This window comes from Phenylobacterium sp. GW823-FHT02A09 (assembly GCF_058797775.1).
In genome coordinates, this window is the sequence record NZ_JBXAJZ010000001.1 from 233,395 (window position 1) to 253,841 (window position 20,447).

General features: G+C 68.7%; 18 protein-coding genes and 1 tRNA gene. 11 read left to right on the forward strand and 8 right to left on the reverse strand.

Annotated features, from left to right (window positions below; all coding sequences use genetic code 11):
• Nucleotides 1-70: 70 nt before the first annotated feature.
• Entirely contained in the window at nt 71-1,876 is a 1,806-nt protein-coding gene (locus tag AC1Q87_RS01205) for a hybrid sensor histidine kinase/response regulator (protein WP_492607213.1), read from the reverse strand.
• 160 nt (nt 1,877-2,036) lie between these two features.
• Here AC1Q87_RS01205 and spbR point away from each other — a divergent pair, with 160 nt between their 5' ends.
• Both spbR and AC1Q87_RS01215 read left to right on the forward strand, forming a co-directional pair.
• Entirely contained in the window at nt 2,037-3,200 is a 1,164-nt protein-coding gene (gene spbR, locus AC1Q87_RS01210) for a SpbR family protein (protein WP_492607214.1), read from the forward strand.
• A gap of 55 nt (nt 3,201-3,255) precedes the next feature.
• Entirely contained in the window at nt 3,256-4,029 is a 774-nt protein-coding gene (locus AC1Q87_RS01215) for an NUDIX hydrolase (protein ID WP_492607215.1), read from the forward strand.
• A 5-nt stretch (nt 4,030-4,034) separates the two neighbouring features.
• Here the strand turns inward: AC1Q87_RS01215 and AC1Q87_RS01220 are convergent, their stop codons facing one another.
• The 3 genes from AC1Q87_RS01220 to AC1Q87_RS01230 form a co-directional block, all read right to left on the reverse strand.
• Complete coding sequence (locus tag AC1Q87_RS01220; protein ID WP_492607216.1) at nt 4,035-4,505, reverse strand: Hpt domain-containing protein; 471 nt, start codon at nt 4,503-4,505, stop codon at nt 4,035-4,037.
• A 76-nt stretch (nt 4,506-4,581) separates the two neighbouring features.
• Nucleotides 4,582-5,364, reverse strand: a complete 783-nt coding sequence (locus tag AC1Q87_RS01225; protein ID WP_492607217.1) for an NAD kinase — start codon at nt 5,362-5,364, stop codon at nt 4,582-4,584.
• Between the two features lie 33 nt (nt 5,365-5,397).
• Nucleotides 5,398-6,516, reverse strand: coding sequence for a DUF2336 domain-containing protein (locus AC1Q87_RS01230; RefSeq protein WP_492607218.1), 1,119 nt, complete (start codon nt 6,514-6,516; stop codon nt 5,398-5,400).
• A 115-nt stretch (nt 6,517-6,631) separates the two neighbouring features.
• Between AC1Q87_RS01230 and glpK the strand changes: the two genes are divergently transcribed.
• Nucleotides 6,632-8,131 (forward strand): glycerol kinase GlpK, encoded by a 1,500-nt coding sequence (gene glpK / locus AC1Q87_RS01235; RefSeq protein ID WP_492607219.1) that lies wholly within the window; start codon nt 6,632-6,634, stop codon nt 8,129-8,131.
• 4 nt (nt 8,132-8,135) lie between these two features.
• On the opposite strand, the gene AC1Q87_RS01240 is transcribed toward glpK, so the two are convergent.
• Nucleotides 8,136-8,741, reverse strand: coding sequence for a CHRD domain-containing protein (locus AC1Q87_RS01240; protein ID WP_492607220.1), 606 nt, complete (start codon nt 8,739-8,741; stop codon nt 8,136-8,138).
• A 265-nt stretch (nt 8,742-9,006) separates the two neighbouring features.
• Here AC1Q87_RS01240 and AC1Q87_RS01245 point away from each other — a divergent pair, with 265 nt between their 5' ends.
• The 3 genes from AC1Q87_RS01245 to AC1Q87_RS01255 all read left to right on the forward strand — a co-directional run bounded on the left by AC1Q87_RS01245 (nt 9,007) and on the right by AC1Q87_RS01255 (nt 14,365).
• Nucleotides 9,007-9,777, forward strand: a complete 771-nt coding sequence (locus AC1Q87_RS01245; protein WP_492607221.1) for a class II aldolase/adducin family protein — start codon at nt 9,007-9,009, stop codon at nt 9,775-9,777.
• A gap of 251 nt (nt 9,778-10,028) precedes the next feature.
• Nucleotides 10,029-11,204, forward strand: coding sequence for an efflux RND transporter periplasmic adaptor subunit (locus AC1Q87_RS01250; RefSeq protein ID WP_492607222.1), 1,176 nt, complete (start codon nt 10,029-10,031; stop codon nt 11,202-11,204).
• Nucleotides 11,204-14,365 (forward strand): efflux RND transporter permease subunit, encoded by a 3,162-nt coding sequence (locus AC1Q87_RS01255; protein ID WP_492607223.1) that lies wholly within the window; start codon nt 11,204-11,206, stop codon nt 14,363-14,365. The genes AC1Q87_RS01250 and AC1Q87_RS01255 overlap by 1 nt, the downstream gene beginning before the upstream one ends.
• Nucleotides 14,366-14,571: 206 nt before the next feature.
• On the opposite strand, the gene AC1Q87_RS01260 is transcribed toward AC1Q87_RS01255, so the two are convergent.
• The 3 genes from AC1Q87_RS01260 to AC1Q87_RS01270 all read right to left on the reverse strand — a co-directional run bounded on the left by AC1Q87_RS01260 (nt 14,572) and on the right by AC1Q87_RS01270 (nt 16,320).
• On the reverse strand, nt 14,572-15,066 hold the full coding sequence (locus AC1Q87_RS01260; protein ID WP_492607224.1) for a c-type cytochrome: 495 nt from the start codon (nt 15,064-15,066) through the stop codon (nt 14,572-14,574).
• Between the two features lie 37 nt (nt 15,067-15,103).
• Complete coding sequence (locus AC1Q87_RS01265; protein ID WP_492607225.1) at nt 15,104-15,589, reverse strand: YaiI/YqxD family protein; 486 nt, start codon at nt 15,587-15,589, stop codon at nt 15,104-15,106.
• A gap of 77 nt (nt 15,590-15,666) precedes the next feature.
• A complete protein-coding gene (locus AC1Q87_RS01270) occupies nt 15,667-16,320 on the reverse strand; it encodes a choice-of-anchor C family protein (protein ID WP_492607226.1) in 654 nt (217 codons plus the stop codon).
• Between the two features lie 122 nt (nt 16,321-16,442).
• On the opposite strand from AC1Q87_RS01270, the gene AC1Q87_RS01275 reads away from it, so the two are divergent.
• From AC1Q87_RS01275 to AC1Q87_RS01295, 5 genes are all read left to right on the forward strand, one after another.
• Nucleotides 16,443-16,518: transfer RNA gene (locus tag AC1Q87_RS01275), tRNA-Thr, on the forward strand.
• A gap of 128 nt (nt 16,519-16,646) precedes the next feature.
• Nucleotides 16,647-16,967, forward strand: coding sequence for a quaternary ammonium compound efflux SMR transporter SugE (gene sugE, locus AC1Q87_RS01280; RefSeq protein ID WP_492607227.1), 321 nt, complete (start codon nt 16,647-16,649; stop codon nt 16,965-16,967).
• 118 nt (nt 16,968-17,085) lie between these two features.
• Nucleotides 17,086-18,378 (forward strand): MFS transporter, encoded by a 1,293-nt coding sequence (locus AC1Q87_RS01285; RefSeq protein WP_492607228.1) that lies wholly within the window; start codon nt 17,086-17,088, stop codon nt 18,376-18,378.
• 56 nt (nt 18,379-18,434) lie between these two features.
• Nucleotides 18,435-18,959, forward strand: a complete 525-nt coding sequence (locus AC1Q87_RS01290) for a hemerythrin domain-containing protein (protein ID WP_492607229.1) — start codon at nt 18,435-18,437, stop codon at nt 18,957-18,959.
• A gap of 75 nt (nt 18,960-19,034) precedes the next feature.
• Nucleotides 19,035-20,447, forward strand: a complete 1,413-nt coding sequence (locus tag AC1Q87_RS01295) for an amidase (protein WP_492607230.1) — start codon at nt 19,035-19,037, stop codon at nt 20,445-20,447.

Below are 20,447 nucleotides of genomic sequence, written 5' to 3' on the forward strand. Positions count from 1 at the left end.
GGGGGCATCTTGGCGGGGGCGGGGCTCAGTCTCAAGGGCGCCGGGGCGTCAGCCCGGGCCGCGCGGCGTCCTAGGCGACGGACCGCGCGGGTTGGGAGACCCGGTCGATGGAGACGGCGTCGGCCACGGCGCGGGCCACCGCCGTGACGCTGACCGGCTTGCGCAGCACGACGTCGGCGCCGGCCTGCGAACACTCCTGGGCTTCGTCGGCGTCGCCGCCGATGACCGCGACGATCGGCACCCCGGCGTTGTCGCCGTCGAGCTCGCGGATCGCGGCGATCGCGGCGGGCCCGTCGAGATTGGGCATGCGGCCGTCGATCATCAGCAGGTCGAACTCGCAGACCCGCGTCAGATCGAGGGCGCGCTGACCATCGACCGCGTGGACGACCTGGTGGCCAAGCTGTTCGACCACCGCGCGAAGCATGGCGGCGTTGAGAGCGTCGTCCTCGGCGATGAGGACGCGCATGCGCTGGCGGGCCTCAGGCAGGACGGCGGCCAGTTCGGCCGGCGCCTCCAGTTCCCGTTCGGGCTGGGCGCTCGCGTCGAAGGGCAGCTCGAGCCGGAAGCAGGAACCGACGCCGACGGCGCTGTGGGCCGACAGTTCGCCGCCCATCAGCCGGGCCAGCTGGCGCGAGAGCGAGAGGCCGAGTCCGGCGCCGGACGTGCCGGCGCTGGTGCGGGCGATGCGGTTGAACGGCTCGAACGCCTGCTCGAGTTCTTCCTTGGCCAGGCCCGGCCCTGTATCGGCGATCTCGATCGAGAGGCGGCTGGGGGAGGCGAGCTCGACGCGGGCCTCGACGCGGCCGCGGAGCGTGAATTTCAGGGCGTTGCCAAGCAGGTTGGCGAGGATCTGGCGAGCGCGGTGGGCGTCGGCGACGGTCGCGCCGCTGCCCATGACCGCGAGCTCGGAGGCGACGTGCAGCGAGAGCTCGAGCCCGCGGGAGGCGGCGTTGGGCCGGTTGAGGATCACCAGGTCGCGGATCAGGGCCACGGCGTCGAACGCGTGGGTGTCGACTTCCAGGCGGCCGGCCTCGGCGGTCTCGGAGTCGAGCGTGGTGTTGAGCACCGAGATCAGGTCGTTGGCGGCGTCGAGCGCGGCCGACAGCTGTTCGCGCGACGGCGCGCTGCGGCCGTTGTGTCCGACCGCCGAGGCGAGCACGTGGGCCACGCCGGTCAGGCCGTTGCGGATCTCGTGGCTGAGGGTGGCGACCAGATCGGACTTCGACTGTGCGAGTTGGCGAGCCTGGTCCATGCGCAGGTCGCGGTCGGCGATCAGCACCTCGCGCTCGGCGGCCAGCGCGAACTGGCGGCGCAGGATGCGGTTGAGGATCAGGGCCAGGGCGAGGGCCAGGGCGATGCCGCCCCAGGCGAGGTTCGCCATCGTGCGGTCGGATGGATCGCGCAGCAGGAAGTAGAGCGGTCCTGCCGCGGTGGCCGAACCGACGATCAGCAGGCTGGGCAGCCACGGCGCGGTGAAGAAGATGACGATCACGGCGGCCGCCACCGATATCAGCATCAGTTCGCCGCGGACCGGGCCGGCCCCGTCGCCGAACGCGGCCATCTGGGCCACGGCTGCGGCCCAGATGAGGCCGCAGAAGATGTGAATCTGGCCCCGCTTGCGCAGGTCGTTAAGGGCCTGCGGCTCCTTCAGCCAGTTCACCGCGGCGTAGAACACGCCCCAGGCGATGGCGAAGATGGCGAAGGTGCCGGTCATCCAGACGGCGTTGCTGGCGTAGGAGCCGGCCCAGACCAGCAGCGGCAGACTGACCGCGAACACGGCCAGGGCGTAGGGCAGGAGAGATGTCTGGGTTTCGAGGGCCTGCAGGGTGACCGACGACCCGCCCCGGGCCTTGGTTTTATCGGTCTCGACCAGCATGAATCGGGTTCCTCGGCGACAGGTGGAAACCATATCGCCGCAGGGTTCGCGATCGGTTACGCGGCAGGGTAAATCCACAGCCAAGCGGGCAACAGTTCGTTAAGCTTAACCTTAGATTATCCTTTTGGCGGGGGCTGAGGCCCCCATCGGGGGCAGGGTTATGGCGACGACGCGGGCGGCGCTGACTGACGAAGACATCCGCACGCTGGTCAAGGGCGCGACGCCGGACGAGCGCGCTTTCGCAGCCCGCAAAATCTGCCGCCGGCTCGACGCGGCGGTGCTCAGCGACGAGGACCGCGCGCGCGCCCAGGACATTCTGCGGGTGATGGCGCACGACGCCGCCGAGATGGTGCGCGAGGCGTTGTCGGTCACCTTGAAGAGTTCGCCGCTGGTGCCGCATGACGTGGCGGTGCGGCTGGCCCAGGACGTGGAGCGGATCTGCGTGCCGATCCTGGGCGCTTCGCCGGTGTTCACGGACGCCGACCTGGTGGAGATCGTGCGGATCGGCGGCCCGTTGCGTCAGGTGACGGTGGCCAAGCGACCGCAGGTATCGAAAGCCGTGACGCGGGCGATCGTCGAGCATGGCGAGGAGGCCGCGGTTGAGGCGGCCTGCGCCAACGACAACGCCGATTTCGCCGACGAGACGCTGGACGCCGCGGTCACCCGTTTCGAGCGCTCGGAGCAGGTCCTGGCGGCGATGGCCTATCGCAACGCCCTGCCGCTGTCGGTCACGGAAAAGCTGGTCGGTCTGGTGGGCGAGCAGGTGCGCGACCACCTGCTGAACCGCCACGAGATCTCGGCCGAACTGGCGCTGGAGATCGCCATGGGAGCGCAGGAGCGCGCGACTGTCGACCTGGTCGACCAGGCCGGCCGCACCAGCGACGTGAAGGCCTTTGTCGGCCACCTGCGCCAGCACGACCGGCTGACCGCCTCGCTGCTGCTGCGGGCCCTCGCGCAGGGTCACATGACCTTCCTGGAGTGGGGGCTGGCCGAACTGGCCAGCGTGCCGCACCACCGAACCTGGCTGATGATCCACGACGCCGGGCCGCTGGGTCTGAAGGCGATCTACGACCGGGCCGGGATGCCGGCGCGGCTCTATGGCGCGTTCCGGGCCGGGGTCGACACCTATCACTCGATGGAGTTCGACGGCGGCGCGCGCGACCGCGAACGCTTCCAGGAGCGGATGCTGCAGCGGTTCCTGACCCAGGTCGACATCGCCAGCCGCGAGGATTCCGACTACCTGCTCGACAAGATGGACCGGCTGTCGGCGGACGCCCGGGCGGCGTATCGGGCCGAGGCGCACGGGCGGCAGGCCAGCGCCTGACGCTGCCCTAGGGTCACACTTGCGCGCCGGGGGCGAGGCTCCCAAGCTGGCCTCCATGACATCGCAAGACATCAAGCCGGCCGCGACGATTCTGCTGCTGCGCGACGCGCCGACCTTCGAAGTGCTGATGGTCAAGCGCCATCACCAGATCGATTTCGCCTCCGGGGCGCTGGTGTTCCCAGGCGGCAAGAGCCACGCCGGCGACCATGAGGACGCCTGGACCGAACGGGCGCTGGGCTGGGCGGACTTCGACGCCGAGCAGCGCGGCCTGCGGATTGCAGCGATCCGCGAAGTGTTCGAGGAGGCCGGGATCCTGCTGGGGCGGCGCGCCGACGGTGGTCCGATCGGCGGCGAGGCGGCCCCGCTGGACGTACGGCTGAAGGTCGACCGAGGCGAGCTGGCGTTCCTTGATGTCGTGCGTGAGCTGGACGTGGTCATCGACTTGAATGCGCTGACGATTTTCGCCCGATGGATTACGCCGCCGCTGACCCCGAAGCGGTTCGACACCTGGTTCTATGTGGTGGATGCGCCGGACGACCAGGTGGCGGCCTGCGACGGGCGCGAGACGGTGGACGCCGAGTGGATCGCGCCGAGCGAGGTGCTGCGGTTGGCGCAGGCCGGCGAGCGCAAGGTGATATTCCCGACCCGCATGAACGTGCAGTTGCTGGCCGAGGCCTCGAGCGCCGAGGACTGCGTGGCGCGGGCCAAGGGGCGGACCCTGGTGACGGTCGAGCCGCAGATCCAGGATCGGCCGGGCGGCAAGGTTCTGGTGTTGCCGCCGGACGCCGGCTACGGCGTGGTCGAGGAGCCGCTGGCGAACGTGATGTAGGCGGCTCAGGCCGCCGCGGCGACCTTGCGTTCCAGTTCTTCGATCAGGATGCGGCCGACGGGATGGTCGTCGGTCTTGATGCTGTCGCGAACGGCCGCCTTGATGGCGTCGATGTGCGCGTCGACGAGCGGCAGCGAGACGACCAGGCGCTTGTCCTTGTCGTCGATGAGCTTGCAGAGCGAGGCGCCGATGCGGGTGATCAGTGGGAATTCGTAGGTCGTGCCCAGGCCCTTGAGGTCATGGGCGCGCAGGTAAAGCGTCTCCATGGTCTCGGCTGTGACGCCGTCGTCGCGGACGAGCTGGCGCGCGGCGTCGAGCTTGATGACCTCTTCCGAAAGCCATTGGGCGAAGTTGCCGGACAGGCTTTTCAGGGCCGCTTCGGCCTTGGCGATGGCGCTCGGATCGATCGCGCCGAACCGACCGCCGACCTTGAGACGAAGGCTGGGGGGCTGGATGACCGGGTTCTGCTGGCTCACTACGCGCCTCCTAGGACAACGTGGGGCACCCTAGGGGACAGGCGTTAACAACGGATGAGCCGGGAACCGGCGGTAATCACACGGAAAACTGTTCGGCGAGGACGCGTTCCTCGAGGCTGCGGCCGGCGTCGAACAGCATGTGCAGGGCGACGTCGCGTTTCTCGGCGATCTGCACGGCCACCACGTCGCGGACCTCGAAATTGTCGGCCACGGCGCTGACCGGGCGCTTGTCGGCCTCGAGGATCTCGAAGGTGACCTGGGCCGTGTGCGGCAGCAGCGCGCCACGCCAGCGGCGCGGGCGGAAGGCGCTGATCGGGGTCAGGGCCAGGATCTTGGCGTCGAGCGGAATGATCGGGCCATGGGCCGAGAGGTTGTAGGCGGTCGAGCCGGCGGGAGTCGCCACCAGCGCGCCGTCGCAGGAGAGCTCGCCCAGCCGCACCTTGCCGTCGATGGAGATGCGCAGCTTGGCGGTCTGGCGGGTCTGGCGCAGCAGCGAGACTTCGTTGATGGCCAGCGCCTCGTGGCGGCGTCCGGCGGCGTCGATGGCGACCATGGACAGCGGGTGGATGACGGCGCGCTCGGCGGCGTTGATCCGCTCCAGCAGCGCGTCCTCGCTGTACTCGTTCATCAGGAAGCCGACCGAGCCGCGGTTCATGCCGTAGATCGGCCGGCCGTTCTTGAGGTTGTCGTGCAGGGTTTCGAGCATGAAGCCGTCGCCGCCGAGGGCGACGATCACCTGCGCGTCCTCGTCGCTCGCCTCGCCGTAGCGTGACACCAGGACATTGCGCGCGTCCTGGGCCTCAGGGCGGTCGCTGGCCGCGAAGGCGAGACGGGTCACGAAGGGCTCAGGCTTGAACATGGCCCGGCAAAAGTCCGTGAAACGGGCGATCCGTCAACCAGGGTTCACCGCGCGGCGGAAGGCGGCGCCGGCGATGTGGGCGTCGAACGGGCCGAACGCGCCGCCGGCCCGGCGTGCGCCCTCCTGGCCGCCGCCGGGCCGTCCGCCGTTGAGGTCGCGGACCATCTCGAGGATGGTCGGAAAGACGCTGCGGTCGATGCCGACGGCCGCGCAGGCCAGGGCCAGCAGTTCCGGGCGCTCGGAGTTCACCGCCCGGCGTACGTGGTTCTGGTCGAACCGGCCGAGCGTCGCCAGGCTGGCGAGGAACAGGGTGAGGCGTCCCTCCTTGAGCGCGCGGATCAGGTAGCCCGCCCGCAGCTGGCCTGCGGCGTCGAGCTTGGCGACCAGCCGCCGCTCCATCTCCTCGCGCTCGCCATCCCGTTCCGTGCGGGCCGCGTCAGCCGGGGCCGAGCCGCCGTGCGCCTCGCGCACCGAAGCGGCGAGGGCGGCGTCGAGCGCGGCGGCGTCGAGCCGGAAGCGGTCGACGAGGGAATGGCGCAGGGCCTGGCCGACCCAGACGTAGAGCTGCCGCGCCAAGCCGTCGGTGAGGCCAGGGTGGCGGGCGAGCGGTGAGCGCATGGCGGCGATCCGCTGCGCGGCCGTGACCAGGACGTTGAGGTCGTGCTCGCTGAGGGCGGCGCTTGGATTGCCGGCCAGCGCCGTCAGGACCGCCGGCTCGCTCTGCTGGAGGATGGCTGCGACCACCGGCGGGCCGATGTTGGGGCGGCGGGCGACCTCGATCTGGTGCTCGATGGTCGCCTCGACGAGCAGGCGGACGAGGTCGTGATCCTTGAGCACCGGACTGCCGGCGATGACCGGGCGGGCGATCTCGATGTCGTCCAAAGCCAGGACGTTAACAAGCGCCGAGGGCGCCCACTCGGCCTGGGCCAGCTTTTCCGACAGACGGCGGCGGATGTCGCGTTCGGCCTCGACGACCAGGGACATGAAGATCGAGTTGAGCAGGGCCTGGATCGGCTTGGAGGTCATCAGCCCTGCGGCGCTCTCGCCGGCGTCGCAGAGCTCGACGATGGCCAGCAACAGGCGCTCACGATCGGCCGGCGCACGGCTGCGGGCCAGATTCAGCAGCTCATCGGTCTTGGCGGCCACACTCACTCTGGCGTCCCCGGCGATCACTTCGAATCTGCTCGGAGCGGATGAAAACATGGTTACAACCTGTTGACCATGCGGGCGGCGAGTCGCCCGCCAGACGAGCAAAGCGGGGTGGAAGATGGCCGAACCTCTGATCCTGGCGCTGGACCAAGGCACCACCTCGACCCGGGCGATCGTCTTCGACGCCACCGGCGCGCCGCTCGCCGAGGCCGGCCGGCCGCTGGAGCAGTTCTATCCGGACGATGGTTGGGTCGAGCACGACGCCGAGGAGATCTTCGCCGCCTCGGTCGCGGTGCTGCGCGAGGCGCTGGCGAAGTCCGGTCGCCCGATCGAGGACGTCGCCGCCATAGGCATCACCAATCAGCGTGAAACGGTGGTGATCTGGGACAAGGCGACCGGCAAGCCGATCCACCGCGCGATCGTCTGGCAGGACCGCCGCACGGCCCCGACCTGCGAGCGGCTGCGGGCGGCCGGACGCGAGGCGCAGGTGACGGAGATCACCGGCCTGCTGCTGGATCCGTACTTCTCGGGGACGAAGATCGCCTGGATGCTGGGACAGGTCGACGGCGCGCGGGCTCGGGCCGAGGCCGGCGAGCTGCTGGCCGGGACCATGGACAGCTGGGTCATCTGGAACCTGACCGGCGGCAAGGTGCACGCCACCGACGCGACCAACGCCTCGCGCACCATGCTGTTCGACCTGAAGGCCCAGGCCTGGTCGGACGAGATGCTGGAGATGCTGGACGTGCCGCGGGCGCTGATGCCGACGGTGCTGGACTGCGCCGGCGACTATGGCGCGACGGCGCCTGAGCTGCTGGGGCGGGCGATCCCGATCCGCGGCGTGGCCGGCGACCAGCAGGCGGCGTTGATGGGGCAGGGCTGCATCCGCGCCGGCGAGATGAAGGCCACCTACGGCACCGGCTGCTTCATGCTGGTCAACACCGGTGAGCATCTGGCCCCGTCGCGCTCGCGGCTGCTGACGACCGTCGCGGCGCGGCTGGGCGGACGGGCGACCTATGCGCTGGAGGGATCGATCTTCATCGCCGGCGCGGCGCTCCAATGGGTCAACGAAGGCCTGGGCGTGCCGGGCGGCGGCGCTGGCGTGGAGAAGCTGGCGCAGACGGCACGCGACGATCACGGCGTGGTCCTGGTGCCGGCGTTCACCGGCCTCGGCGCGCCGTGGTGGGACGCCAACGCCCGCGGCGGCCTGTTCGGGATGACCCGCGACACCGGCCTGGCCGAAATCGCGCACGCCGCGTTCGACGCCTGCGCCCTGCAGACCCGGGACCTGATCGAGGCGATGCGGGCCGATGCGCCGGGCGCCTTCGGCCGCGACGTCGAGCTGCGCATCGACGGGGGCATGTCGCGCAGCGCCTGGTTCAGCCAGCGGCTGGCCGACCTGACCGGCGTCGCGGTCGGGCGGGCGACCTACATGGAAACCACCGCGCTCGGTGCGGCGCTGTTCGCCGGACTGGGGGCCGGCGTCTACGCCAGCGTCGAGGAGGCGGCGGCCGCGCGGCCCTCGACCGAACGGATGGATCCGGCCCTGTCGAGCCATGGGCGGGAGGCCGCCTACGCCCGCTGGCTGGACGCCGTGGCGCGGGTGAAGACCACGGCCTGACGGCTCAAGTCTTGAAGACTGATCGGCGCCAGCGGATCGCCGTGCCGGCGATGCCGAAGCCGGCGATCATCAGCGCCCAACTGGCCGGTTCCGGGATCAGGGCGAACTGCCCACGGATCTCGCCGCCCGGTGCGAACGTCGTGTGGACATTGAAATAGGCCTGGCCGCCGTTCAGCGCGGTGAGGAGGGCGGTGCGGGCACCCTGCGCCGTGCCGCCGTTCGCGGCGACGAAGGCGGCGTTGTAGGAGCCAGGCGCATTGAGATCGAAGCCCTGGTTGTAGGCGCCGCTGGTGACGCCCGTCGGAAAACCCGGGAAGCTGGGCGTCTGGGTGGCGACCCCAGCGTTGGTCGGCGCGGCGGCGCAGCAGTGGACATGAGCGGCGGCGACATTGCCGATCAGGTTGCTGAACGTCGTCGAGACCGTGAGCAGATCGCCGTCGATGGTGAGAAAGGCGACGCCGCCGCCGGGCGAGGCGACCGGCGGGTTCTCATTCGCCCCCAGCAGGGTCGCCTTGTAGACGGTGGCGGCCTGGGCCGAGCCGCCCAGCGACAGCCCAACCAAAGCCAGGCTTGCGGCGACCGCGGCGAACTTGAACGTCGGGTAAGACACAGCGACCTCCGCATCCGAGCTTTGGGACGTCGAATTTCACTAAGGGTCCGCAATCCCCAGCCTCAGGAACATGCGGGCCGACAAGCCGTGGATCGTGATGCGCGGGCAGATCTTGTCGTTAACGAAGTCTTCCGCCCATCAGGTCCGGGTGTCAACGGCCGTTTGTCGAGCAGATTCAACGCCGCAGGCCGTGCTTGACGCTTGGCGCCGACGGCGCGACTCTGGTGATCAACGATCAGACAAAGACATGCATAGGGAGGCCGTCATGGCCGATGGTTCGATCGCGAGCGTGAGCTCGTTGAAGGGCAAGGTCAGCGCCGAGGAATGGCAGGCGCGCGTGGACCTGGCGGCGCTTTACCGGCTGGTTGCGCTCTACGGCTGGGACGATGCGATCTACACCCACATCTCGGCGCGGTTGCCCGGCCCCGATCACCAATTTCTGATCAATCCCTATGGGATGTATTTCGGCGAGATGACCGCCTCGGCGCTCGTCAAGATCGACCTCGACGGCAACATCCTCCAGGAGACGCCGTACTTCATCAATCCGGCGGGCTTCACGATCCACTCGGCCATCCACGCGGCTCGCGAGGACGCCCACTTCGTCATGCACCTCCACACCGACCAGGGCGTGGCGGTCGCGGCGCAGAAGGACGGCCTGCTGCCGCTGTCGCAGCACGCGCTGATCGTGCGCACCATGCTGGCCTATCACGACTATGAGGGGATCGCCCTCAATCTGGACGAGCGCGAGCGTCTGGTCGCCGACATCGGCGAGAAAAAGATGATGCTGCTGCGCAACCACGGGACTCTGACGGTCGGGGAGACCGCCGCCGAGTGCTGGATCAACATGTTCTACCTGGAGAGGGCCTGTAAACAGCAGGTCATGGCGCTGTCGGCCGGCCGGGAAAACGTGCTGCTCGCGCCGCAGGCGGCGCAGGACGAAGTGAAGGCGCAGATGTCGCGCGGTCTGGGCGGCGGGCTGGCCTGGCCGGGCGCTTTGCGTCTGCTGGATCGGTCGCTGCCGGGCTACGACGTCTAGAGGTCTTCCTCAAGGATTGTTCAAGGCGGGCGTCCGATCTCGGGCGCCCGTTTTCTTTGCAGCGATGACCTCAATACGGAAATGTAAGCTTCAACGAGTGTTGTGGCCGGGCATAGCCATCTTGTATTTCAGAGCCGACACGCAAAGCCATCGTTCTGTCACTGGACGGCGCCCATATCGTCGCCATAAGACGCATTTCGATTCAGCGTCATCCAATCTCATTTTCCGAGCCGCCCCGGAGATTCCGTAACTTGTTGCGACGCCACTTTTTCCTCGTCGGCGCGATTGTGATCCTCGGCCTCATGGTGGTCGCAGGCGGCTGGAAGCTCACCCTCGGCAAAAAGGAGGGGCCCGGCGGCCCCGGCGGGGGCGCGATGGCGGCCCAGAAGGGCGGCGGTCCTGGCGGCGGGGGCCGTGGCGGCGGCATGGGCGGCCCGGCGCCGGTCAATGTGGTCGGGGCGCAGAACAAGACCTTCGTCGACGCCATCGACGTGATCGGCGTCGCCAAGGGGCGCCAGTCGGTGACCCTCACAGCGGCGGCGACCCAGCTGGTCGAGCAGGTGCGCTTCAGCGACGGCCAGTCGGTGCCCAAGGGCGCGGTTCTGGTCGAACTGAAGGCCACCGAGCAGAGCGCCGGCATCGCCCAGGCACAGGCCCGCATGGTCCAGGCGCAACGCGACTTCGATCGCTGGAAGCAGCTGGCGGCCCAGGGCTACGCCTCCAAGACCGCGCTGGATCAGCGCGAAGCCACCTATCTCGCGGCCAAGGCCGACGTCGACGCGGCGCGGGCCCGCGAGGGCGACCGCATGATCCGCGCGCCGTTCGCCGGCGTCGTCGGGCTGTCGGACATCGCCCCGGGCGCGTTGGTCAATCCGGGCGCGGCGATCGTGACCCTGGACGACATCTCCAGCGTGCGGGTCGATTTCGAAGTGCCCGACCGCTACCTCGCGTCGATCCGCGAAGGTCAACCGATCACGGCCCGCATCGACGCCTATCCCGGCCAGGTGATCCAGGGGCGGATCCAGAAGCTCGACACCCGCATCGACGAGCGCACCCGGGCGATCACCGCCCGCGCCGAGTTCCCCAACCCCGACCGCAAGCTGAAGCCCGGCATGATGCTGCGCGTGGCGATCGCCCAGGGCCAGCGGCAGGTCGTCGCCGCGCCCGAGTCTGCGGTGTCGGTGCAGGGCGACTCGGCCTTCGTCTTCGTGGTGAGCCGGCAAGGCGACCAGACGCGGACCGAGCAGCGCCCGGTGCTGACCGGCATCCGCCAGGACGGCTTCGTGGAGATCCGCGACGGTCTTCGCCCCGGCGAACAGATCGTCGCCGACGGCCTCAACAAGATCCAACCGGGCCAGCCGGTCCGCATCCTGGCGTCCCAGAAGGGCGCCGAGCCCGGGGCGCGCGCCGCGCGGCCTGACGCATGATGCTGTCGGACATCTCGGTCCGCCGGCCCGTCTTCGCAGCGGTCGCGGCGATCATTCTCTGCGTCGTCGGCGTGGCGGCCTTCGCCTCGCTGACCGTGCGCGAACTGCCCAGCGTCGATCCGCCGGTGGTGTCGATCTCCACGACCTATCGCGGCGCTTCGGCCGAAGTGGTCGAGGAGCGGATCACCGAGGTTATCGAGCGACAGATCTCCGGCATCCAGGGGATCGACCGGGTCAACTCGTCCTCGCGCGACGGCCGTTCGAACATCAACATCTCGTTCCGGCTCGACCGGAACCTCGACGACGCGGCCAACGACGTCCGCGACGCGGTCAGCCGCGTGGCGTCCAACCTGCCGCTGCAGGCCGACCCGCCGCAGATCGCCAAGGCGACCGCCGACGGCTCGCCGATCATGTTCATCTCGTTCGCCTCGACGACGCTGAACCGGCTGCAGCTCTCGGACTACGCTCAGCGCTATCTGGTCGAGCGGTTCTCGACGGTGCCGGGCGTGGCCCAGGTGTTCGTCGGCGGCAGCCAGCTCTATTCGATGCGGATCTGGCTCGATCCCAACGCCATGGCCGCCCGCGGCGTGACGGTCGACGACGTCGAGAACGCGTTGAACAGTCAGAACCTCGAACTGCCGGCCGGCTCGCTGGAAGCGCCGGACAAGGACTTCACGATCCGGGTCGGCCGCGGCTACTCCACGCCTGAGCAATTCGCCCAGCTGCCGGTGGTGGCCTCCGGCGCGCGCACCGCGGCCGCGACCGGCAACACCACGCAGGACTACGTCACCCGCCTGGGCGACATCGCCCGCGTCGAGGAGGGGCCGGACGAGCGCCGCCGCAGCTTCCGCTCGAACGGACGCGATCAGGTCGGCATCGGCATCACCCGCCAGTCCCAGGCCAACGACCTGGAAATTTCGCAGGGGGTCCGCGACCTGCTGCCGGAACTGAACAAGTCGCTGCCCAAGGGCACGGTGCTCGAGGTGGCGGTCGACTACACGGTCTTCACCAAGCACGCGCTCGAGGAAGTCTGGATCACCATGGCGATCTCCATGGCGCTGGTCGCCCTGGTGAACTTCATCTTCCTGGGAACCTGGCGCGCGGCGCTGATCCCGTCGGTCGTGGCGCCGATCTGCATCCTTTCGACCTTCATCGTCCTGGCCCCGCTGGGCTTCTCGCTGAACCTGCTGACGCTGCTGGCCCTGGTGCTGGCGATCGGCCTGGTCGTCGACGACGCCATCGTCGTGGTCGAGAACATCCAGCGTCGAATTGACGACGGCGAACCGGCCATCGTGGCCGCCCAGCGCGGCGCGCGGCAGGTGTTCTTTGCGGTCGTCGCGACGACCATCGTGCTGATCTCGGTGTTTGCGCCGCTGATGTTCCTGCCGGGCTACATCGGACGCCTGTTCGTCGAGCTGGCGGTGGCCATCGCCGCGGCCGTGGCGTTCTCGGCGCTGCTGGCGCTCAGCCTGTCGCCGATGCTGGCCTCCAAACTGCTGCGCCCGGCGCATGGCGAGGGCTTCCTTGCCCGCCGCGTCGATGCGGCCATGGCCAAGCTGAAGTCGTCCTATCACGCCTCGCTGGAGTCGCTGCTGGGCGACCGTCGCGCGACCTTCGCCACCATCGGCCTGGTCATCGTCCTGGCGGCCGGCGCCGGTGGACTGTTCTCGGTGCTGCCGCGTGAGCTGGTGCCGGAGGAAGACCGCGGACGCGTCGACCTGAACATCGTCGCGCCGGAAGGCGCGGGTTACGACTACACCATGAAGGCCGCGAACCAGGTCGAGGCGAAACTGCTGGAACTGCTCAAGGACGGCGAGATCACCCGCTACATCCTGGGCGTCCCGCGCTTCAACGGCACCCAGTTCAACAGCGGCTTCGGCAACGCCAACGTCACTGAAGGCAGCGGCGTGACGTCGAACGAGCTGGCCGCGCGCCTCAATCGCGAGCTGTCGTCGATTACTTCGGTGCGAGCGATCGCCTCGGTGCGGCCGGCGTTCCAGCGTGGCGGCGGCGGGGGCGGCGGCGGAAGCGGCGTCGACGTGATCGTCGCTGGCGACGACTACAACCAGATCGCCGCCTGGATCAAACCGCTGCTGGCGGCCGCCGAGGCCAATCCGGGCCTAGCCCGGGCGCGTCTCGACTACGAGCCCACCAGCCCGCGGGTGCTGGTCAACATCGACCGCGAGAAGGCGGCGGCGCTGGGCGTGTCGGCCCAGGCGGTCGGCCGCGCGCTGGAGAGCAACTTCGGCACCCGGCGAGTGACGACCTACATCAAGAACGGCCAGGAGTACGACGTCCTGCTGCAGACCGACCGCGAGCAGCGCCAGACCGAGCGGGACATCGGCAACCTCTATGTGCGCTCGAGCTCGGGGCAGCTGATCCCGCTCTCGACGGTGGTCACCACCGAGGTGCGCGGCGACACGCCCGACCGCTCCCGGGTCGACCGTCTGCGCTCGGTCACCCTGTCGGCCCAGCTCAACCCCGGCTATCCGGTCGGCGACGCGGTGAAGTTCTTCGAAGCCGAAATCGCCAAGATGCCGGCGGGGCCGCAGATCAAGTGGGGCGGCATGGCCCGCGACTACCTCGAAGCCGGCAGCGCGGTGGGCCTGGCCTTCGGCATGGCGCTGCTGCTGGTGTTCCTGGTGCTGGCCGCGCAGTTCGAGAGCTGGATCCACCCGGCCGTGATCATGCTGACCGTGCCGGTGGCGGCGTTGGGGGGGCTGTTCGGCCTGCTGATCGCCGGCTCGACCATCAACACCTACAGTCAGATCGGTCTGATCATCCTGATCGGCATCGCGGCCAAGAACGGCATCCTGATCGTCGAGTTCGCAAACCAGCTGCGCGACGAGGGGCTGTCGATCCGCGAGGCGGTGATCGAGAGCGCCTCGCTGCGCCTGCGCCCGATCATCATGACCTCCATCGCCGCGGCGGCGGGTGCGATCCCGCTGATCATGTGGGGCGGCGCGGGCGGCGAGAGCCGCAAGACCATCGGCGTGGTCATCTTCTTCGGGGCGATCTTCGCGACCCTGCTGACCCTGTTCATCGTGCCGGTGTTCTACAATCTGCTGGCGCGCTTCACGAAGTCGCCGCAGACCACGGCGCGGCGCATCGAGGCCTTCGAAGAGGCTGAGCAGGCGCGGGCGGCCAACGCTGCCGAATAGCCCGGCCGCGGGCGAGCGCATCCCATAACGAAAAAGCCTCCCCCAGAGGGGGAGGCGAGTTGTCGGGGTGGCGCCGGCTGCGACAAGGGGGTGTCACAGACGCCGGCGCAGGATCTCGGCTGACAGATGCAAGCGCAGCCTCGACAGCATCATGCTGCGGCTGAACGGCATTCTCGTCAAGGTTGCTATTTTGAAGCGCTAGCGTCTCACGGCGCTTTGTAGCCGGTCTCGACCTTGAGGAAGGCGATCAGGTCGATGCGGTCCTTCTCGGCCTTGAGGCCGGCGAAGGTCATCTTGGTGCCGGGCAGGAAGGTCCGCGGCTCGGCCAGCCACTTGTCGAGATGCTCGGCGTCCCAGACGAAGCCGGCGTTCTTCACCGCCTCGGAGTACTTGTAGCTTTCGAGCGCGCCGGCCTTGCGCCCGAACACGCCGTGCAGGTTCGGGCCGGTGAGGTTGGCGCCGCCTTCGATGATCGTGTGGCACGAGCGGCACATGGCGAACTTGGCCTTGCCGTTGTCGATGTCGGCGGTGTTGTAGGGTGCGGGCAGGCTGGCCAGGACGGCGGCCTTTTCGGCGGCGGTGGGCTCGTGCTCGGCCGCCGGAGCCGGGCTGGAGCTTGCGGACTTCTCGCCGCCGCCCTGGCCGCAGCCAGCGAGCAGGGCGCAGGACCCCAGAACGGACAGCATCAGCGCATGGCGCATGTTCAGAACCCCTCAGCCAATCGTGAGCGCAAGCTAATCAAGCTCCGCCGCGTTGCAAGGCGCGTCGGCGACGCTCCTTCTGGATTGTCTCATCCAGGGACTGCAGGAAGCGCGAGCGGTCGTTGCGGTCGAAGGGGCGGGGCCCGCCGAGCATCTCGCCGGTCGAGCGCAACTGCTCCATCAGCGCGCGCTGGGCGATGGCTGCGCCGATCGAGTTTTCGGTGAAGGGGCGGCCGTTGGCGCCCAGGGCGTAGCCGCCCGCCTTCAGCACCCGCTCGGCCAGCGGGATGTCGTTGGTGATCGCCACGTCGCCTGACGAGATGTGTTCCGCGATCCAGTCGTCGGCGACGTCAGGACCGGCGTCGACGATCATCCGCTCGACCAGCGGCGACTGCGGGATCTGCATGAAGGCGTTGGAGACGACCCAGGTCTTCAGCCCATAGCGCTGGGCGACCTTGTAGGTCTCGTCCTTCACCGGGCAGGCGTCGGCGTCGATGAAGATCTCGATCGGTTTAGAGTCCACGCAAACCAGCCCTGCAGACAAAGGAACGCCGCCGGCCCCGGAGAGCCGACGGCGTCCTTCATAGCGCCTGTTGTGGGTCAGGCGAAGGCGAGGGCCTGCTTGCGACGCGAGGAGCGCACCGCAGCGCCGACGCCGCCGAAGCCCATGATCATCATCGCCCAGGTCGCCGGCTCAGGAACCGCCGAGATCGACACGTTGTCGAGCGCCGGACCATACGGGGTGCGAGTCTGCGAATTGAAGACCAAGGTCGAGGTCGGGTCGAACGCCGTGAAGGTGTAGCTGTACTGCGTCCAGCCCATGTTCTGCTTGGTGTTGCCGGCGCCGACGTTGAAGGTGAAGTTGTTCACCCAGTCGCCGCTGACCGAGGTGGCGACGAACTTGTCGCCCAGGCCGCCGTCGGGGTTCCCGGCCAGCCAGAAGCTGACCTTGTAGGTCTTGCCGACGACCGTATCGATGGTCTGCTGGATGCTGCCGCCGTTGAGCGCCGAGAGGTCCACGCTGCGCTCGCCGTCGGCCGCCTGCCAGTAGGAGCCGATGTAGTCGACGCCGTAGCCCTTGACGGTCCAGCCGGTGATGGCGGTGCTGCCGTTGCCGAGGGTGATGAAGCTGCCCGGATCGGCGCCTTCTTCAAAGCTGCCGTTGACCAGGGTCGCGGCGTTCGCGCCGCCAGCGACCAGCGCAACGGCGAGCGCCGCAGCCGTGCCCACCAGCCAGTTCTTTTTCGTGCTCACGTGTGGAGTCTCCAATTGGGATGCGGCCCGAGTGGGCCAATCGGTTTTCGCAATCGGCGTGCCAGCGTCGGGGGCTTGGCAGCGGGGACGGGCCGTGGCATCGGTCGGCGGCGCAAAGCCGTGCCGGCTTAGCTCAGTTGGTAGAGCAGCGGTTTTGTAAACCGAAGGTCACGGGTTCGAATCCTGTAGCCGGCACCATCGCGTCGAGACGGCGCGCTTGACCCGTGACGGCCGCGAACCTAGCTAAGGGGCCGCGAGGAACGACCTCCCCCAATATCGTGGGCATCAAAGTCCGGGACGGCCCGGCTCTTCGAAAGGAGGGCCGCATGGCCTGGATTCTACTGTTTATCGCCGGACTGCTCGAAGTGGTCTGGGCGTTCTCCATGAAGCAGTCGCACGGCTTCACCCGTCTCGTGCCGAGCGTCATCACCATCGGGACCATGATCGCCAGCTTCGGCTTGCTGTCGGTGGCGATGCGGACGCTTCCGCTGGGCACGGCCTATACGATCTGGACCGGCATCGGCGCGGTCGGGGCGTTCGTGGTCGGCATAGCGGTGCTAGGCGAGCAGATCAGCATCATGCGCATCCTGGCGGCGGTGATGATCGTCGGCGGCCTGGTGATGATGAAACTGTCCAGCTCGCACTAGAGCGCGCAATCCAGCCCTAGGAAGAAACACGCGACCGGAAGTAGTCTCCGGACGTGACCGGCCGGCGCCGCAAGAGCGCCGGCCGCTTGTTTCTGATTTCCCCAGGGGGAGGGGCGATATGGCCGACAGCGCAGCCGCCGACCGCCGGCATCGACTGAAGTCGATCATCGGCGGATCCACGGGCAACCTGGTCGAGTGGTACGACTGGTACGTCTATTCCGCCTTCACCCTCTATTTCGCGCCGATCTTCTTCCCGGCCGGCGACCGCACCGCGCAACTGCTGAACGCCGCGGCGGTGTTCGCGGTCGGCTTCCTGATGCGGCCGATCGGGGCCTGGATCATGGGTATCTATTCCGATCGCAAGGGCCGCAAGGCCGGGCTGACGCTGTCGGTATCGCTGATGTGCGCCGGCTCGCTGCTGATCGCGGTGACGCCCGGCTACAATCAGATCGGCTGGATCGCGCCGGCGCTGCTGGTGCTCGCGCGCCTGATGCAGGGTTTGAGCGTCGGCGGCGAGTACGGCGCCAGCGCCACCTATCTCAGCGAGATGGCCGGCAAGAAGCGGCGCGGCTTCTTCTCGTCCTTCCAGTACGTGACGCTGATCTCGGGCCAACTGCTGGCCCTGCTGGTGCTGCTGCTGTTGCAGGCGATTCTGCCGGAACCGGACCTCGAGGCGTGGGGCTGGCGGATCCCGTTCGTGATCGGCGGCGCCTTGGCGGTGGTCGTTTTCTATCTGCGCCGCGGCCTGGCCGAGACCGAGTCTTTCAAGAACGCCCAGGCGAGCGCTGCGCCCAAGTCGAGCGGCTTTGCGCTGTTCAAGTACTATCCGCGCCAGGCCCTCACGGTCATCGCGCTGACGGCGGGCGGCACGCTCGCCTTCTACGCCTACTCGACCTACATGCAGAAATTCCTGGTCAACACCTCGGGCTTCAGCCGCGAGACGGCGACCGCGATCAGCGCGGCGGCCCTGTTCGTCTACATGCTGATCCAGCCGGCGGCCGGGGCGCTGTCGGACAAGATCGGGCGCAAGCCGCTGATGATCGCGTTCGGTGTGCTGGGCGTGGCGTTCACCTATCTGATCTTCACGACGCTCTCGAAGACCAGCGACCCGGTGGTGGCTTTCGCCATCGTGCTGGGCGCGTTGATCATCGTCACCGGCTACACCTCGATCAACGCGGTGGTGAAGGCCGAGCTGTTCCCGGCCCACATCCGGGCGCTGGGCGTGGCGCTGCCCTATGCGCTGGCCAATACCATCTTCGGGGGCACGGCCGAGTACGTGGCCCTGTGGTTCAAGGCCCAGGGCATGGAGAGCGGCTTCTACTGGTACGTCACCGGCATGATCGGCGTCTCGCTCATCACATACCTGCGGATGCGCGACACCCAGAAGCACAGCGAGATCGCCGAGGACTGACGGAACAGCGGGGGCGAGCGCGGGTTGAAGCTGGAAGCAACTCCAGGAGAGACCCCATGGCCGCCCCCGACGCCATCGCTCTGCTCAAGGCCGATCACCGCGCAGTCGAAGCCTTGTTCGAGGACTTCAAGAAGGCGCGGGGCGCCGCGCGCAAGGCCGCGGTGGTCCACCAGATCTGCGTCGACTTGACGGTCCACACGATGATCGAGGAGGAAATCTTCTATCCGGCCTGCCGCGGCAAGATCGAGGACAGCACCCTGGACGAAGCCTATGTCGAGCACGACGGCGCCAAGCTGATGATCGCCGAACTGTCCGACGCCGCGCCGAACGAGGCGTTCTACGACGCCAAGGTCAAGGTGCTGTCGGAGGAGATCCGGCATCATGTCCACGAGGAGGAGATGCGCTCGGAGGGCATGTTCGCCCAGGCCCGGCAAGCGGGTCTCGACATGGACGAGCTCGGCGAGCGGATGCTTGCGCGCAAGACGCAGCTGAAGACCCAGTTCGAGACCACAGGCCTGCCGATCCAGCAGACCCATTCGATGCGCGGGGCCGTCATCGAGCACGTCGGCATGCGCCACTAAGGCGATCAGTCCTTCACCTGAGGTTGGAATGGGCGCGCGCCTATGGTCACCTGCGGCCAAAGCAGGGAGCGCGCCATGAACTTCGAAGAGTACCGCAAGCACGACGCCGTGGGCCTGGCCGGGCTGGTGTCGAAGGGCGAGGTCAGCCCCTCGGAGCTGCTGGAGACGGCGGTGGCGCGGATGGCGGCGGTCAATCCGAAGATCAACGCCGTGACCATGGACCTCGCCGAATGGGGCCGTCAGGACGTCAAGCGCGAGATCTGGGGCGGGCCGATGGCCGGCGTGCCGTTCCTGCTGAAGGACCTCGGCGCGCAGCTGGCGGGCTCGCCGACCTCCGCGGGCTCGGCCGTGTTCAAGGACGCCACGGCCGTCGCCGACAGCGCCATCACCACCGCCTACAAGGACGCCGGACTGGTGTTGTTCGGCAAGACCAACACGCCGGAGTTCGGCCTGATGCCGGTGACCGAGCCGGCGCTGCTGGGCGTCTGCCGTAATCCCTGGGACACCGGCCGCACACCCGGAGGGTCGTCGGGCGGCGCCGCCGCCGCGGTCGCCGCGGGGATCGTGCCGGCGGCGCACGCCAGCGACGGCGGCGGATCGATCCGCACCCCGGCCTCGGCCTGCGGCCTGTTCGGCATGAAGCCCTCGCGCGGGCGGGTGTCGTTCGCACCGATGGGCGAAGGATGGGGCGGCGCCTCAATCCAGCACGCGGTGACGCGGTCGGTGCGCGACAGCGCCGCGCTGCTCGACGCGGTTTGCCAGCCTCAACCTGGCGATCCGTACTTCCTGGCGCCGCCGGAGCGGCCGTTCGCCGACGAGGCGCTTCGCGACCCCGGCAAATTGGCCATCGGCTTCACCACCGCGGCCCTGGCCTCCGACGGCCTGGACCCGGAGTGCGCGGCCGCGGTGCTGGACGCCGCCAAGCTTTGCGAGGGCCTGGGCCACATGGTCGAGGAGGTGCGCGTGCCCGGCGACCTGGCCGCCATGCAACAGGGGGCCGGCGACGTGATCGCCGCCAGCATCGCTGCCACCCTCGACGCCGAGGGCGAGCGTCGCGGTCGGCCGGTGACCGACAGCGACGTCGAGATGCTGACCTGGCTGATGTACCAGCGCGGCAAGCAGATCACGGGCGCAAACTACGTCCGCGGCCTAGCGGCGATCCATGCTTATGGGCGGGCGATGGCGGGCCTGTTCCAGCAATACGACGTGCTGCTGTTGTCGACGCTGGGCAGCCCGGCGATCCCCGTCGGCCACCTGACCGAGAACCCGCGCGAATACACTCAGCGGCTGTTCAAGTTCATGCCCAACACCCAGGCGTTCAACAACACCGGCCAGCCGGCGATGACCGTGCCGCTGGCCTGGAGCCAGGGCGGCCTGCCGATCGGCATCCAGTTCGTCGGCCGAATGGGCGAGGAGGCGCTGCTGTTCCAGCTGGCGGGGCAACTGGAGCAGACCCGGCCCTGGTTCGACCGCGTGGCGCCGCTCTAG

Bases quoted from the DNA above. Each gene is read 5' to 3' on its own strand.
- sugE (WP_492607227.1), top strand. From the start codon at position 16,647: ATGGCCTGGATTCTACTGTTTATCGCCGGACTGCTCGAAGTGGTCTGG.
- AC1Q87_RS01285 (WP_492607228.1), top strand. From the start codon at position 17,086: ATGGCCGACAGCGCAGCCGCCGACCGCCGGCATCGACTGAAGTCGATC.
- AC1Q87_RS01260 (WP_492607224.1), bottom strand. From the start codon at position 15,066: ATGCGCCATGCGCTGATGCTGTCCGTTCTGGGGTCCTGCGCCCTGCTC.
- AC1Q87_RS01245 (WP_492607221.1), top strand. From the start codon at position 9,007: ATGGCCGATGGTTCGATCGCGAGCGTGAGCTCGTTGAAGGGCAAGGTC.
- spbR (WP_492607214.1), top strand. From the start codon at position 2,037: ATGGCGACGACGCGGGCGGCGCTGACTGACGAAGACATCCGCACGCTG.
- AC1Q87_RS01205 (WP_492607213.1), bottom strand. From the start codon at position 1,876: ATGCTGGTCGAGACCGATAAAACCAAGGCCCGGGGCGGGTCGTCGGTC.
- AC1Q87_RS01295 (WP_492607230.1), top strand. From the start codon at position 19,035: ATGAACTTCGAAGAGTACCGCAAGCACGACGCCGTGGGCCTGGCCGGG.
- AC1Q87_RS01225 (WP_492607217.1), bottom strand. From the start codon at position 5,364: ATGTTCAAGCCTGAGCCCTTCGTGACCCGTCTCGCCTTCGCGGCCAGC.
- AC1Q87_RS01255 (WP_492607223.1), top strand. From the start codon at position 11,204: ATGCTGTCGGACATCTCGGTCCGCCGGCCCGTCTTCGCAGCGGTCGCG.
- glpK (WP_492607219.1), top strand. From the start codon at position 6,632: ATGGCCGAACCTCTGATCCTGGCGCTGGACCAAGGCACCACCTCGACC.
- AC1Q87_RS01215 (WP_492607215.1), top strand. From the start codon at position 3,256: ATGACATCGCAAGACATCAAGCCGGCCGCGACGATTCTGCTGCTGCGC.
- AC1Q87_RS01290 (WP_492607229.1), top strand. From the start codon at position 18,435: ATGGCCGCCCCCGACGCCATCGCTCTGCTCAAGGCCGATCACCGCGCA.